This window comes from uncultured Tateyamaria sp., from assembly GCF_947503415.1.
Lineage (GTDB): Bacteria > Pseudomonadota > Alphaproteobacteria > Rhodobacterales > Rhodobacteraceae > Tateyamaria.
In genome coordinates this window covers 297,043-311,164 of the sequence record NZ_CANNDS010000005.1, presented here as the reverse complement: position 1 = coordinate 311,164, position 14,122 = coordinate 297,043, and the positions used below count along the sequence as shown (strand labels likewise).

The following is a 14,122-nucleotide window of genomic DNA, read 5'->3' as shown; positions in this document are numbered from 1 at the left end:
ACCCCGACAGAAGCATTCAGGGAAGAACTCATGAAACTGAGATAGCGGAAACTGTCGCAACGAACCTTGAGAATCCACGCGCAGAGGCCACCCAGCCGAAAATCACCCTACCCCTCAACTGAGCAGTACGGAAAACAGGCGATGACAAACACGAAGCCCGAAATGGGAGCCCGGAGCACACCAGTACGGTGAGCGAGGACAAGCAAGAAGGCGTTAAGGTTGCTCGGCTGCTTTCCGAGCCAGGTGGCCGTGTCGTCGGCTTAGTGCACCTGTGGAACACAGCGGAGCTTTCGATCCTGTGGCTTTACGAAGCGCGCGAAGCCGAGGTGATTGATCCGCCCCTGCGACCTGAGATCCTTGAGAACGCACGGACTGCAAATGCGGATGCTGTGTTTGAGTATTTGGAAGCGCTTTCGAAAAGATCGCCGCAGTAAGCAGACTGACAAACGGGCAGCGTTATCTCGCAGGCAGCCATCAATAATATACATGACGTGACAATAATATATCAATGATGTAACCTTGGGTGAAACTCGACGTCCCAAGGAGTGCCCACATGGTCAAATTGGTCAATCGCATCGCAACGATCGCACTGCTTGGTTCTTTGATGTCAGTCGGGTTCCCGGACAGGCTCCGTGCTCAGACCTATCCGATCGACTGCGCCATCCTTCTGTGCCTTTCTGGTGGATGGCCCGCATCCGTCCCCTGCTCCCGAGCGCGTGCCGAGTTCATCCGCCGCATCACGCCTTGGCCGGTTGAGCCACCTCTACAGATCTGGCGCTGTCCGATGGCGGCGTCGTATTCGCCAGGAGCGGAACGAAGTCCGGCCGCTCGTCTCTACGACATCATGAACGAAGGGGATGAGACCCCCCTGCCCTACTCTTCTCCTCTTCCACAGACATCCTTATGGAGCGAAGTCATGCCAGCCGTCTTTCGAGGTGGCGCGACACCGCCCGATACTCTCCCAGATGGCTTCGCGCTGCAGTTCGTTCAAGAACGCGCCGACATCGACATCAGTGGGCCAGAATTCAATTTCGTCCGCTCAATCCGAGTTTATGACGTGCGCTACGCTAGACAGCGTGAATCGGGCCGGGATGGCGACTGCAACAGGACGGCAGTGGTTTCGCTCGGTACCTACGGAATCCAGGGTGACTTTTCGTGGTCACGCTCGTCGCCGACCGCCCTGCCCGCGGCGCACGTTGGTCTCGAGCGTTGGGGCGAGTCCTGTCCCAACATCTGGCATCGTTCTGTGTTCGTGGATTGGCGCGACTACGAGGGGAATTATGGGTTCGAGCAGGTGAACTACTGATTGAACCCCCTACCCTACCGAAGCTACCCTACCGAAGCCTAGGCATCGACAAAATCTAGGCGCTGCCTTTGGCCAACAGCTGAATGCAGCCCTTCGAAGTTGACGCCGCGAAAGTCTCAAAGGAGCCCTATTTGACCGATGCTGCAGAGCGGACAAATGTCCGCTCTGCAGTTCCTGTGAAGAACTGGCGAGTGCTAGAAATTGGTCGTCTATTCGATGCCAAGAGCAAACGGCGCGCCGTCTGGATCACACAGGATGGGGCTATGGGCTTGAACAGCTCCGCTGATAACCACAGAAGCCGGACGCGCCCCGTTGGTTTCGGCCGTACGGCAGGCATCAGAGACTGAAGCAACCTTGATGCACGGGACCCAAGCCGCGTTTGAACCGGCTGACCAAGACGCGGCATGTTGGTTTGCAACAAGAACGCCCCTAGGTCCGAGGAGAGCGACACGATTCTTGTCTGTCGCGGGAGAGACTTGCCATCCGAAGAGTTCGGCATAGAACGCTTGCGGGAAGTCAGTGCCGTTGCTGACGTACACTTCTGGGCCGAACTGCTGACGCGGCACAGGAAAGCTGTGCCGAGACAGTGAAATCCCCACTAGAGCACCGAGCGGATCGCGGACGAGTGCATTGCGACCGACACCCGGCACTTCGAATGGCTCCCGAACGATCTTACCTCCGAGCGTGCCGACGCGTTTGATCGCTACGTCGACATCGGGGACTTCGATGTATGCGGTCCAGCCATTTTCCTGCTCGGCAGGCGTCTCGGCCAACCCGGCACCAGCTTCGTCACCAGATAGGGCAAGGATGAAATCCTTCTCGCCGCCACCCCAGGCAAAATCCGATGCCCGCTCGACTTCGTACGTCCAGTTGGCAACGTGCTGGTAGAATGCCATCGAACACTCCCTGTCCGATGTGAAAAGGTCATGCCATACGATCTGACCTGCTTTCGACTGCGTCATCGTCTCACCTCCTGACATCTTTGAGTTTTTTGACACCGCGAACCATCTTGCCGAACGCCTTGTCGCGCAACCTGCGTTCCGCAAGGCTCGCGGAATTGAACGCGTCTTCGGCCATGAGCTTGCGCCATCTGCCAAGCCGGCCAGCATCAAGAAGGCCCTCATCAATGGCGTTCAGAACAGCGCATCCCGGCTCGGTCTCGTGCTGACAGTCGTTGAATCGACACCGCGCGGCCAACCCCTGAACATCGGCAAAGAGATCCTTGATCCCTTCCGCCGCATCGGTAAGCTGCAATTCCCGCATGCCCGGAGTGTCCAGGATCAGACAGCCATTGGGCATCGCATGAAGCTCGCGCCGCGTCGTCGTATGCCGACCCTTTGCGTCGTCCTCGCGAATGGTCTGGGTCTCGATGGATTGGCTCTCGAGCAACGCATTGGCCAAGGTTGATTTCCCAACGCCGGATGAGCCGAGGAACGCCACCGTCTTGCCCGGCTTGCACCAGGCCGCTAGTTCCATTTTCGGAGCAGAACCGCGTGCGTCAAGTGCGACCACGTCGATCATTTCTGACACCGAGCGCGCTGCGTCGATGTAGCTTTGCGCATCCGTCACAAGGTCGGTCTTTGTAAGGACGATGACAGGCGTGATCCGTGCCTCAAACGCCAGGGCGGCATAACGTTCCAGCCGTGCCACTTTGAAGTCCTGATTGCAGGACGTGACGATAAAGGTCGTATCAATGTTCGCCGCAATCAGTTGTTCCTGCCGGTCGGTGCCGGGCGCGCGCCGCTTGATGAGGCTTGTGCGCTCGAGAAGCCGACTGGATCGCGGGTGCGAGGGATCCAGCATCAGCCAGTCCCCAACAGTTACATCAGCCCTCGGAGGAAGGGTCGTATCGATGCCGTCACCGAGGGCGTGCAGCCCACTGCGATGCACTTCAACAATGCGAATGGGAGGTGTCGCTGACAAATCCTCTACGCTGATCTGTTGGGCGAAAAACGGTTGCCATCCCAGTGCCTGAAGAGGGCTGAGTATGGCGTGTGATCCGGCGTCGCGCGTGCGACGCGGAAGGAAGTCTGAGTAATCCCTTATCATAGGGTGTCCACTTTCATGTCTCTGGCCCAAGTCAGGTTTGGGCGCCAATGGTAGGAAAAGAGTGTGCACAACAAATCTGTCCGTCAGATACGAAGTGACGGAACTGCTCTAGACGTTGTATGTGCTCCGGGAGGCGCGCTGCCTCCCTTCCTTACCGGGACATGAAATCTCCATTTTCAGATGATCTGCACATAGGATGAATACATGCAAACTGCAACCGTTGACGGCTGATTTGGAACTCTTCATTGTTATCGGAAGCGGCCATTCGACGGGAAAAAGGGTATGTCAGATTTGTCTAAGGGTTGTGGCTGCTGGATGCTTGCCATCCAGCGGCGATAAACCTGACAAGGAGGAAAGCGCGGGCGGATTTCGGTGCTATGGGGATTGTGCTTCAGGTCTTCGGCAACCGGTGCGCCGAACTTCGGGTCCGCTGTCGTTTAGGACTGTCGGCCTGTCGATTGCCCCGGTCGAATGTCGCGGATCGATATCTCTTTTCGCCGTCATCGGCCCGTTCCGATGCTGGTTTTGGTCGAATGGCCACGCTGACGGGTCCGACGTGTCGGGACCGCGGGGCCGGGTGTGATGGGTGGATCATGCGGCGTCCCCCCATGGCGGCGCGCGGGATTTCGGAGTCTGGCCGCGGGTGAAGGTTTCGATGATGCGCATCGCGCCGCCGCATCTGGGGCATTTCCGGTTCAGGCCTTGCTCGTCGGCATCGGCACGCCCGTCTTTGCCGGTCGTCTGATCCGGCTCTCGCTCCGTGTTGATCAGGCATCTGATCTTCTCGATCCTGTTGCGGCGGATACCATTGGCCAGGAAGCCTGTGTGCCGGATCCGGTGGAAGCCGGACGGCAGGACATGGGTGAGGAACCGGCGGATGAACTCGGACGTGGGCAGGCGCATGACCTTCATCCGGTCCCCGCGCTTGATCCGGTAGTCCTTCCACCGGAAAGCCACGGTGCGGGTATCCGCGCTGATGAGGCGGTGGTTCGAGATCGCGACGCGGTGGGTGTATCGGCTGAGATAGGCCAGGACCGCCTCCGGGCCGCCGAATGGGGGCTTGGCGTAGACGACCCAGTCGACCTTGCGCAGCGGCGAGAGATGGGACTGGAAGGTGTCGGGATCAGCCAGCTTCGACAGATCGCCGAAGAACGCCAGCTTGCCTGCTTTGTGCAGCCTGACCAATCCTTCGATGAACAGACGCCGATAGAGCCGCGACAGGACCTTCACCGGCAGGAAGAACCCCGGGCGGCTGGCGATCCATCGGGTGCCATCCGGCGACAGCCCGCCACCTGGCACGATGACATGGGCGTGCGGGTGATGGGTCATCGCCGAGCCCCATGTGTGCAGCACGCTGGTCATGCCGATCCGGGCCCCGAGATGCTTCGGATCGGCGGCAATGGTCAGAAGGGTCTCTGCGGATGCCTTGAACAGCAAGCCATAGACCGCCGCCTTGTTTTGATGCGCGATGTCCGCGATCTGAGCCGGCAGGGTAAAGACAACGTGGAAATACTCGACCGGCAACAGGTCCTCGATACGCGCCTGCATCCAGTCCCGCGACGCGGCCCCTTGGCACTTCGGGCAATGCCGGTTGCGGCACGAGTTGTAGGCAACGTGCTGGTGACCGCACTTGGTGCAGGCCGCTACGTGACCGCCGAGGGCGGCGGTCCGGCATGCCTCGATCGCAGACATCACCTTCAACTGCGGCAGGTTCAGATGCCCTGCGTGTTCATGGCGGTAGGCAGGCCCATGGGCGCGGAAGATATCCGCGACCTCCAGTTTGGGGCGGGACATAGGACCGGGATCAGCCGGACCCAGCCTCCCGTCGCACCAGAAGATCAAGCGGGCTGGTCACACTCTGGATCGTCTTGGTCGCCACCTTGGTATAGATCGTTGTGGTCTCCAGCTTGGCATGACCCAACAGAACCTGGATGACACGGATGTCGGTCCCGCCCTCCAGCAGGTGAGTGGCAAAGCTGTGCCGCAGGGTGTGGGGTGACACCTTCTTTTTGATCTCGGCGAAGTCGCAAGCCGCCCCAAACGCGCGGTTGAACTGCCGGGTAGAGATCGGGTCGACCCGGTTGCGAGCGGGAAAGAGCCAGCCTGCGGGACGGGCTTCGCGATAATAGTCGCGCAAGAGCTGCAGAAGGCTAGGCGACAGCATCACGTGACGATCTTTGCGGCCCTTTCCCTGATCGACGCGGATCAGCATCCGATCGCTGTCGATGTCAGGCACACGCAGATGGGTCACTTCACTGGCTCGAAGGCCGCCGCCATAGGCCACGCTGAAGGCGGCCCGGTACTTGAGGCCAGGCCCAGGGGCGACTTCGAGAATACGGGTGACCTCCTCGGCACTCAGCACCACCGGGATCTTCTTCGCCAGACGCTGATAACGCATGTGGCGCTTCATCTCCCCACGCGCGCAGGTCACCGAGAAGAAGAAGCCGAGGACGCTCAGCCGGTTGTTGAAGGTAGGTGCGCCGACGCCCTTCTCCTTCATGTCGAGTTGAAAGGCGCGCAGATCCTCAGGTGTCGCCGTGTCGGGCGAACGGCCCAGAAATTGCGTTAAGTCGCGCATCGCCCGCAGGTACATGGTCTGCGTCTTCGGCTGCAGACCCTTGATGCGCATATCTTCGAGAAACCGCCGGCGCAAAGCGGGGACATGTTGATCGGACATGGAAACCTCCTGTCATCTGATTGAGAAGGTCCCAATCGTCCGACAGGCGCGCCCATCTACCAAATCGCTGCGCCCCGATCAGCGCGTTTCACTCACCTCAAGCGCCAATACCGCGAGAGCGGTTTCGTCCTCGTCCGCGTTCCTGCCTTCACGAGTGCCGTGTGGCAATGTCTGAAGTCAACGAGCGTGCCGCGCAGCATTCTTGTTCGCTGCCACTAAAGTCTATCAGACGCACTTTGACCGACTCTTTCGAGGCCCAAGAAGATTATGGCGATACTTCTCTTCCTGACACCGGTAGGGGTCACTAAGGTGTCGCTCCCCTGCCCCGCGACCGTGTTGCCGCTTTTTACAGCGAACTCCTTCGAGGGCAATTTGGACAGGTTCTTAGTGATGGAACTTAATGCAGCTCCTGTGATCGCGAGCTTTTGCTGGTGGCCCGCGATTGCAGGCGGGATCCGAAGAGCGGTTTAAGGATTACTCGCATCGTCGGCCTCGGGAGGTAAAAGCCATCCACCAAGGTTTGACAGCGCCCTGCCCTCGCCCGTCATCTGAACTGAATCTTGAACGCGTTCAAGAAACGCAAATTTGATGTGGGATGCCCTCAAATAAACGCCTCAAGCCGTCTATGCGTGTGGTATCTTTATCTTTCCGCCGAAATGATGCTACTATCGAGGCAGAATCGAGTCGAACTCGGAATCAACCGATGTCGGGACAGTATCATGAGCGGTAACCTTGAACAGTTTTTGACAGACCTGTCGCGCGGGCTTGAGCGCACAATGGTGGCCGTCAATAAGGAACTGACGCTAAGGCAGCGGATAAAACGAACCTGGTCAATGCGCCAGTGCTCGCGCTTTCTGAATGTCAGCATACAATACCTTACGAAGTTCGCCAACGCGAACGACGACTTCCCTGCGGGTGAATACGTTGGGCGCGAGCGCGTCTTCACCCTGTCAGAATTGATGCTCATGCGGGCTCTTCTGGCAGCGTCGGCGAAACGACCCTACGACTACTTGGCTTGGCGAAAGCCGGACGATCCACTCCCAGTCATTTCTTTTGCAAGCCAAAAAGGTGGGACCGCCAAAAGCTTGAGTGCCGCCCATTTTGCCCAGTATCTCAGCTTGCACTACGGCATGCGGGTCGGGGTCATGGATGCCGACCCTCAAAGCACGATCACGCTCTACTTTGTAGGTGGCGAGGGGCTTCCTCAAATGCCGGACGAGAACACCGCGTCCATGGTGGATTTTGCCGGTCTGTTCCAGTCTGACGAGGCGCCATTCACTGACCACGACGCGGATACACTCGACGGCTTTCTATTAAAGACCTCTTGGCCAGGGCTCCGGCTCCTGCCTGCTCATGGTGAGACGTCTGAAGGTGAGATTCAAATTGCCCGATTGGTGCGCGAAGCGCCGCCTGGAAAGAGTTTCTACCGGTATCTTCGTGATGCAATCGATCGGTGGAAAGAAGGACATCCGCCCCAGACTGCACCCAACGAATTGGTTCAGGACGGTAAGGTCGACGTCGAAAAATTGGATAGTGCTCTGACGGAGACGCTGGACTGCATCATTATCGACTATCAGCCCGCATTGACACTGTTCCAACTTAACAACGTGATCGCCTCTTCATCGCTCGTCATTCCTCAGACAATGAAGGGATTTGATATCGCGACGCTTTCAACTTTTGTTACCGGCCTGCTTGGTATGCTGCAACACATCCTTGCACACGAGCGGATCGAGATAGGCTCAGGTGCGAATATGCTGCTTCCAACTATAGTGCAGCGTTCCAACGCTCAAGACCTGAACCACATCGGCAACTTGTTGGAGCATTGCCCCACCGAAATCTTGCCCGTTTTCTATTTGCGATCCGACGCAATTTCCAACGCATCGGACGTCTATCAGTCCGTCTATGAGTATGAGCCGGACACTCCGGGCAAACGCAAGGGTATCAATCGTTTCATAACGAATGCGGATGCGGTCAACGACGCGATCGTTAGCCGTCTTTGGCCAGGGTTGGAGCGCGGCTATGCTAACGCCTGGATGGATGACTTCTATGACGACGACGGGGAGGATGCAGCATGAAGCGGAGCATCCCACGGTCTTTGGTCTCCAAGGCCATCAGCCAGTCTAAAGAAGACAAACATCAGCACGACAATAATGAAATAACCGCTCCTTCTGAAGCCGTTCCCAAGCCTCTGAAGGGGGCGGGAAGCGCATGGAAAGCCGGAGCGCTTGCACAGTCACAGGCTGCGGTCGAGCAGAGCAGGGAGCAGCTCGCTGCGGATATTCTAAATGGTCGACATGAACTCAACTTGAGCCCCGACCAAGTGAGCGATCCGCTGGGTTCCGACCGTCGTGAAGACTGGATGGAACAAGAGGCCTTCAAGGCGCTGGTCGAGAGTATCGAGGCGAATGGTCAAGATACGCCCATACTCGTTTGGCCTGAAGACCCGAACTGGACGCCTGACCCGCTTGATCCGACAGACGCGGATCATGTGCCGTTCATCCTGTTGACCGGACGGCGTCGACACGCAGCGTCGGTGCAACTCAATCGGAAGCTCCGAGCGATCCTCGCTCCCCCTGAACTGCGCTCAGCGAACAACGCCCAGTTCGAGATGCTTTTTCTGCGCTTCAGAGAAAACGAGGCCCGTGAAAATCTCGGCGCCTTCGAGCGCCTGTTGTCTATCGGTGAAATGTACAATGCGTTGAAGGAAGCGGGAGAGAAGCTGACCGCAGTTGCATTTGCCTCACGCATTGGTGTTCATGAGAGCATCGTGTCCCGCGCGCGCGCAGTTTTCGCTTCGAAAGACGAAATCTTGAACACGTTCAAGAACGCCTATGAAATGAGTTTCCGGGACCTTCAGGTCGCGATGGCAAGCCTTGAGTCCAAGCCCAAAACGCCTGCTAAGAAAACAGCAAAGAAGTTCACTGCAAAGCGCAAAGTGGGCAATCGCAACCTAACGCTAACGTCGGCAAACGGGAGTCTTTCGGTTAAGGCGTCGGGTGTGCCGATCAGTAAGATTCAACTCGAGGAACTGAGCGACCTGATCGCGGAGTACTTGAGCAAGAACAAGGAGGAGCCGTCAAAGGAGTGATCCCTTGAAAGGCATCTCTGTATTGAGGCAACGAGCAAGAGGACGAACAAGTGACCTAAAGGCAAAAGAAAAGCACCCAAGCTGAGGGCCTGAGAGCTGATCTTATCGGTTTGGTCGCCATCAAGATAAGTCTCTCATGAATCTCTGTCAACGATGAACGCTTCTGAGCGAACGGGTTTCTTTTGCCTCCACAAAACAGGAGGTGAAATACAGGCATGACACAAACAGGTTGGCGCAAGCCGACACCGGGTCTTGGCGTAGCTGAACAGCTCGCTCAAGCCGGTGAACATAAATCTATACCCAAAAACGAGGCATTCGTGGCCGTGAAGCGCGTTGGCGCGCATATCGGGCTGAAGGCAAGCGATCTGATGCTCCTTGATACACTCGGGGCGTTCACGCAGCCCCAGGATTGGGAGGCGCGCCGGCGGCCGATCGTCTGGGCCTCGAACGCTTACCTTATGGAGCAGACGGGCTTTTCTCTGTCGGCCCTGAAGCGACATGCAAGGCGCCTGGCCGAAGTCGGTGTGATCGCGTTCAAGGACAGCCCCAATGGCAAACGCTGGGGCAGGCGGAACCCGGATGGGCACATCATCGAGGCCTATGGCTTTGATCTGTCGCCCATGGCGGCCCGTGTGGAGGAGTTCACTGAGCTCTATGGACACATCCAGGTCGAGCGCGCGCTCTGCCAGCGTCTGAAGCGTCAGATCACCGTGGCACGGCGGATGATCCGGGCGCGGATCGAGGCGGCCCTTCAAAACGCGCTCAGCGGCGCCTGGGCGCGGTATCTGGAGCTCTTCGACAGTCTTCTGACCCGTCTTCCACGCACCAATGCGGCCTCCGAGACGCTCGAGCAAATTCTCGGCTGGTTCACTGAGTTGCAACAGCGCGTCGAGCAGGCCTATCTCAAATCTGTTCGCGCGGATAAAGTTGTGGAAAACCCGGTATCAAACGAAGCACAGATCAGTGACAAGACTCAAGAAATGGACCCCAAGGAGGTCAATTCCGACCCTCATATACTAACTACAAATCAACTCAATCCTGTAACTAGTAATCGCTCAGAAACTGAGCAAGCGGCGGGCGTGGCACCCGAAAGATCGACCGTGGTGCCGGTTGAGAGGTCGGAACGGGAAGGGGAGGCGGCAGAGGGGGCAAAACCGGCCCGAGGCGTGGCTGTGGATGTGGCGACCGTCATGCAGGCCTGTCCGGAATTCGCGTTTTGGGCACGAAACATGGGCGGATACCTGAGGGACTGGGGTGATCTGTACAGGATTGCCGGTGATCTGAAGAAGATCATTGGGATCTCGGACCATGCTTGGCTGGCGGCGCAGGAGGTTATGGGCAAACAGATGGCCGCCGCGGCGATGGCGTTGGTCTTTGACAAGCATGCCAAGGGCGAAGTGGCGTCGGCGGGTGGATATCTGCGCGGCATGACCGAAAAAGCCGGGGCGGGGGAGTTGCATCTGGAGCGTAGTTTCTACGGCCGGTTGAGCGGACAGGCGGCGTGAGGACGTTGATCGCGGAAAGCCACTGGCATATATTGCCAACGCGGAGGGTTTGTCATGGTCACACGTAATGTGGTTCTCACGGAGACCCAGGATGAACTGGTTCAGGCTTTGGTGGCTTCCGGTCGGTACCAGAATGTGAGCGAGGCAATGCGCGCTGGTTTGCGGTTGCTCGAGCAAGAAGAGGCCGAGCTTGCGGGTATTCGGAAAGGGCTGCTTGAAGGACTTCAACAGGCGGAAAGCGGTGACCTGGCCGACGGGAGTGGGCCCGATGCGGTGCGCCGCGCCTTTGCGAAAGCACGTGCCACCTCATGAGCCGATCCTTCCGGCTGACGCGTCGCGCGGAAGCCAGCTGGTCGAGATCGCCCGGTGGACCATCGAGAATTTCGGTCCGCGTCAGGCGGAGATCTACGAAGCAGAACTGCTCGCGCGGTGTGAGGCGGTTTTGCAGGGCCAGGCGTACAGCCGAAGGTGCTCGGTCCTGGTCGATGGTGCCGAGGATCTTCGGTTCATCAGGGCAGGGGAGCACTTCCTGATTTTTCTGAATCGGCCGGACGAGGTCATCATCGTGGATATTTTGCATTCCCGGAGTGATTTGCCCCGTCACGTCGCGGCGCTGACGGCGCTTAAGGGCGGGGAGGGCTGACCACGTTCAGAGCCCCGCTGCTTTTGTGAGGTTCACCCGGAACCGGTCCCGGCGACGCTGGTACCGACGGGTCATTTCGGCCGAGGCATGTCCGAGCTGCTTCTGGACATGGCGTTCGTCGACTTCTGCGGAGCTGGCGAGCCCGGCGCGCAGGGAATGGCCCGAGAACAGCGCGAGGCGCTCACCTTCGGGCAGATCGGCGCGGATACCGCTCTTCAGGACAGTGGATTTGATCAAGCGGGCGACGTGCTTGTCGGACAGGCGGCTCTCGAGGGCTTTCTTTCCGTCCCGCGAAGTGCGGACGAACGCCGGCCCGAAGTCGATGCGTCCGAAGTGAAGCCATTGCCCGAGTGCATGGACAGGACAGGTGGAGTCAGACGATCCGCGGCCGATTTCGACCTCGCGCCAGCCGGTCTTGGCGTTCAGCGTGAGCACGGCGCCCTCGTCGAGGATTTCAATCCACCCGCCTGAGTCCGGCGTGTCGTTCTTGCCGACATCCAAGCTGACAATCTCGGAGCGGCGCAGTCCTCCGGCATATCCGAGGAGCAGGATCGCCCGGTCGCGCAGGCCTCGCAGGTCGAACCCAAGGGTGGCGACCATGGCGAGGATATCTCCGGGGAGAATGGCCTCTTTCTGAACCGGCGGCCGCGCGTGTTTCCGTTTGATCCCGGCCAGCACCGTGGCGATGTGGCGGTCCTTGCGATCCAAGGTGAAACCGCGCTGTGCGCAGTTCCAGGCAAGACCGGACAGGCGGCGTTCGATCGTGGAAACCGATAGGGCAGGGGAGGGGCCCTCGGCCGAAGCCAGGTCGGCGAGATACAATCCGATCAGATCCGGCGCAGGCGGCAGCGGCTCAGACCCGCGCATGCGGCACCAGCGGGAGAAGTGGGTCCAGTCCGCCTTGTAGGCTTTCAGGGTGTTGTCCGAGGCGGCGCTCCGGGCATAGTCTTTTGCGGTCTCGACCAGACGGTCCAGCGTGCCCGAACCTGCGATATCGGAGGGCAGGGCGATCGTATCCTCGGCACCAGGTTCGCTCTCATCGCGCTCGTCTTCGCTGGTCGCATCCTTGGACGCTGAGCCCGATATCTCGGCATCTGTGGGCGTGATTTCTGGCGGTTTGCTCATGTTTCTGAGCGTACTCTTTTTACGTCCGATAATGCAAACTTATTGGACATAATTGAGATCAACAGGGTGGGGCGGTTTATACACTATATGGTAGTCGAAAGCGCCGCGATAGGATAGTGTGGTGGCATGACCTATCAGCCCACAGCCATCGCTGACGACTTGATGACCCTATCGAAGTTGCCGGCTTGGGTCACCTCAGGACGTGCAGATACCCTTGAAACTGTGGTATTTCGGTCTGGGGCAGCGCTGACGGTGCTGGATGCGTTGGTCTCTGATCCGCGGTACGGCGTGCCGGCGAAGCTATTGGCGAACCGGTTGGCGCTGAAAGCCGCGACGGTGACGTCAAAACTGGAAGGGCGCATGGTGCGTGAGGTCGATATCCGCGATGCCTATCACCTGACGCCGCCCGGAGAGGCTCGCGGCCCCGATGGCGATCTGCTGGCGTTCTGGCGGGAGGGCGCAAAGCTTCGATTGAACAACAAGGATTGGCATCGCGATCTAGGGTACCTCGTTGGTTCGAATTTTGCTGACGATGTCGTTGGCTGGATCGAAAGCGCGGCCGCGCGTGCCAAAACCCAGGGGCCGCTGGCGGGTGCCGTTGGCGTGATGCGCACCGTCCTGGAGGCGGACGATCGCGCCGAAAGGGTGGCATGCCTACTCAGTGATGTGGTTCTGGCACGTACCTTGAATTTGCCATCTCTTCTTCCGATCACGGCGCGGCATCTTACCAAGGCGGTGTTGCGGGATCTGGCGGCGGGAGGGCAGGGGGCAGACTTCAAAGTTCAGGCGAGCCTGTTGGTCACCATCGAGGACACAATCCGGCAGGCGCGCGACCTTGCGGCCAGAGCAGCGGCGCTCCAAAAGATAGCCCCGAAGCTGCGGGCAAAAGGATCGGAGGTTGCAGCGGCCCTATTTCTGTCCGAGGATGCCGTCGCGCCATCGGCGATGCTCTCGCCAATGATCCAAGGCACGACCATCCCGATGACGGATCGGGCCGCGCGGCGGTTCTGCGACCGTTTGGTCGAGCTGGGCGTCGCGCGGGAGCTGACCGGGCGGCCGACGTTCCGGCTGTATGGGATCGGTCTATGACGGCGACAGCTAAACGAAAGTCAGCGAGCAAGCGGCGAGTCTCGACAGGCGCAGGCCTGTTTGACCGGGAACTTACAGACCTGCCGCAAGATCTGCGTTGGCGGGAATGGATGGGCCGGATTGAGGCGGTGCTGTTTGCCAGTGCCACGCCGGTTGGTCGTGACGACCTGGCGCGCGTGGTGGGGCAGGGGGCCTCGGTTGAGATGCTGATTGCGGATATTCAGGCAGAGCTTGTGGGGCGACCGTATGAATTAATGGAGACCGCCGGCGGATGGATGTTCCGCACCAAGACCCAGTTCGCCGAGGCGATCAAAGCGGCGGCCGATCTCGGCGAGCAGTCGCTGGGTTTCACCGAGATGGAGATGGGCGTGCTCTGCGCCATCGCCTATCACCAGCCGATTGACCGGGCCGGTCTGAAAGACATCTTTGGCAAAGAAGTCAGCCGCGATCTGCTGGCGCGGCTGCGCTACAAAGATCTGATTGCGAGTGGGCCGAGGGCGCCGCGACCTGGCGCGCCGCATACCTTTGTCACGACGGAGACGTTTTTGGCGACGTTTGATCTGCAGACATTGCGAGACTTGCCGGAGTTGGAGCTTGTTTCAAGTGCGGCATCAATGCTGGGCGATGTTTGACAGTATGG

The 14,122-nt window shown here is 59.0% G+C and carries 14 protein-coding genes; 9 read left to right on the top strand and 5 right to left on the bottom strand.

The features are described from left to right. Window positions 1-188: 188 nt before the first annotated feature. Window positions 189-434, top strand: a complete 246-nt coding sequence (locus Q1A32_RS22375; RefSeq protein WP_299048822.1) for a hypothetical protein — start codon at window positions 189-191, stop codon at window positions 432-434. Window positions 435-604: 170 nt separating this feature from the next. After that, entirely contained in the window at window positions 605-1,306 is a 702-nt protein-coding gene (locus tag Q1A32_RS22370; protein ID WP_299048878.1) for a hypothetical protein, read from the top strand. 209 nt (window positions 1,307-1,515) lie between these two features. Here the strand turns inward: Q1A32_RS22370 and Q1A32_RS22365 are convergent, their stop codons facing one another. From Q1A32_RS22365 to Q1A32_RS22350, 4 genes are all read right to left on the bottom strand, one after another. Further along, on the bottom strand, window positions 1,516-2,268 hold the full coding sequence (locus Q1A32_RS22365; protein WP_299657987.1) for a VOC family protein: 753 nt from the start codon (window positions 2,266-2,268) through the stop codon (window positions 1,516-1,518). Window positions 2,269-2,272: 4 nt separating this feature from the next. Next, entirely contained in the window at window positions 2,273-3,355 is a 1,083-nt protein-coding gene (rsgA, locus tag Q1A32_RS22360) for a ribosome small subunit-dependent GTPase A (RefSeq protein WP_299048825.1), read from the bottom strand. Between the two features lie 591 nt (window positions 3,356-3,946). Continuing rightward, the gene (locus Q1A32_RS22355) at window positions 3,947-5,149 is read right to left on the bottom strand and encodes an IS91 family transposase (protein WP_299048828.1); all 1,203 of its coding nucleotides are present in this window, start codon (window positions 5,147-5,149) and stop codon (window positions 3,947-3,949) included. A 10-nt stretch (window positions 5,150-5,159) separates the two neighbouring features. Further along, window positions 5,160-6,032 (bottom strand): site-specific integrase, encoded by an 873-nt coding sequence (locus tag Q1A32_RS22350; protein ID WP_299048831.1) that lies wholly within the window; start codon window positions 6,030-6,032, stop codon window positions 5,160-5,162. A 719-nt stretch (window positions 6,033-6,751) separates the two neighbouring features. Here Q1A32_RS22350 and Q1A32_RS22345 point away from each other — a divergent pair. The 5 genes from Q1A32_RS22345 to Q1A32_RS22325 all read left to right on the top strand — a co-directional run bounded on the left by Q1A32_RS22345 (window position 6,752) and on the right by Q1A32_RS22325 (window position 11,268). Then, window positions 6,752-8,107 carry a ParA family protein gene (locus Q1A32_RS22345; RefSeq protein WP_299048833.1) on the top strand — a complete coding sequence of 452 codons (1,356 nt, stop codon included), beginning with the start codon at window positions 6,752-6,754 and terminating at the stop codon, window positions 8,105-8,107. Continuing rightward, window positions 8,104-9,120, top strand: a complete 1,017-nt coding sequence (locus Q1A32_RS22340; RefSeq protein ID WP_299048834.1) for a ParB N-terminal domain-containing protein — start codon at window positions 8,104-8,106, stop codon at window positions 9,118-9,120. Before Q1A32_RS22345 ends, Q1A32_RS22340 begins: the two co-directional genes overlap by 4 nt. Window positions 9,121-9,335: 215 nt before the next feature. Next, window positions 9,336-10,625, top strand: a complete 1,290-nt coding sequence (gene repC, locus Q1A32_RS22335) for a plasmid replication protein RepC (RefSeq protein ID WP_299048836.1) — start codon at window positions 9,336-9,338, stop codon at window positions 10,623-10,625. A 54-nt stretch (window positions 10,626-10,679) separates the two neighbouring features. Beyond that, complete coding sequence (locus Q1A32_RS22330; RefSeq protein ID WP_299048839.1) at window positions 10,680-10,937, top strand: type II toxin-antitoxin system ParD family antitoxin; 258 nt, start codon at window positions 10,680-10,682, stop codon at window positions 10,935-10,937. Further along, window positions 10,924-11,268, top strand: a complete 345-nt coding sequence (locus tag Q1A32_RS22325; protein WP_299048842.1) for a type II toxin-antitoxin system RelE/ParE family toxin — start codon at window positions 10,924-10,926, stop codon at window positions 11,266-11,268. The genes Q1A32_RS22330 and Q1A32_RS22325 overlap by 14 nt, the downstream gene beginning before the upstream one ends. Window positions 11,269-11,274: 6 nt before the next feature. On the opposite strand, the gene Q1A32_RS22320 is transcribed toward Q1A32_RS22325, so the two are convergent. Then, a complete protein-coding gene (locus Q1A32_RS22320) occupies window positions 11,275-12,393 on the bottom strand; it encodes a tyrosine-type recombinase/integrase (protein WP_299048844.1) in 1,119 nt (372 codons plus the stop codon). 126 nt (window positions 12,394-12,519) lie between these two features. On the opposite strand from Q1A32_RS22320, the gene Q1A32_RS22315 reads away from it, so the two are divergent. Both Q1A32_RS22315 and Q1A32_RS22310 read left to right on the top strand, forming a co-directional pair. Continuing rightward, window positions 12,520-13,482 (top strand): DUF1403 family protein, encoded by a 963-nt coding sequence (locus Q1A32_RS22315; RefSeq protein ID WP_299048846.1) that lies wholly within the window; start codon window positions 12,520-12,522, stop codon window positions 13,480-13,482. Beyond that, a complete protein-coding gene (locus Q1A32_RS22310) occupies window positions 13,479-14,114 on the top strand; it encodes an SMC-Scp complex subunit ScpB (protein ID WP_299048848.1) in 636 nt (211 codons plus the stop codon). The genes Q1A32_RS22315 and Q1A32_RS22310 overlap by 4 nt, the downstream gene beginning before the upstream one ends. Window positions 14,115-14,122 lie beyond the last annotated feature (8 nt).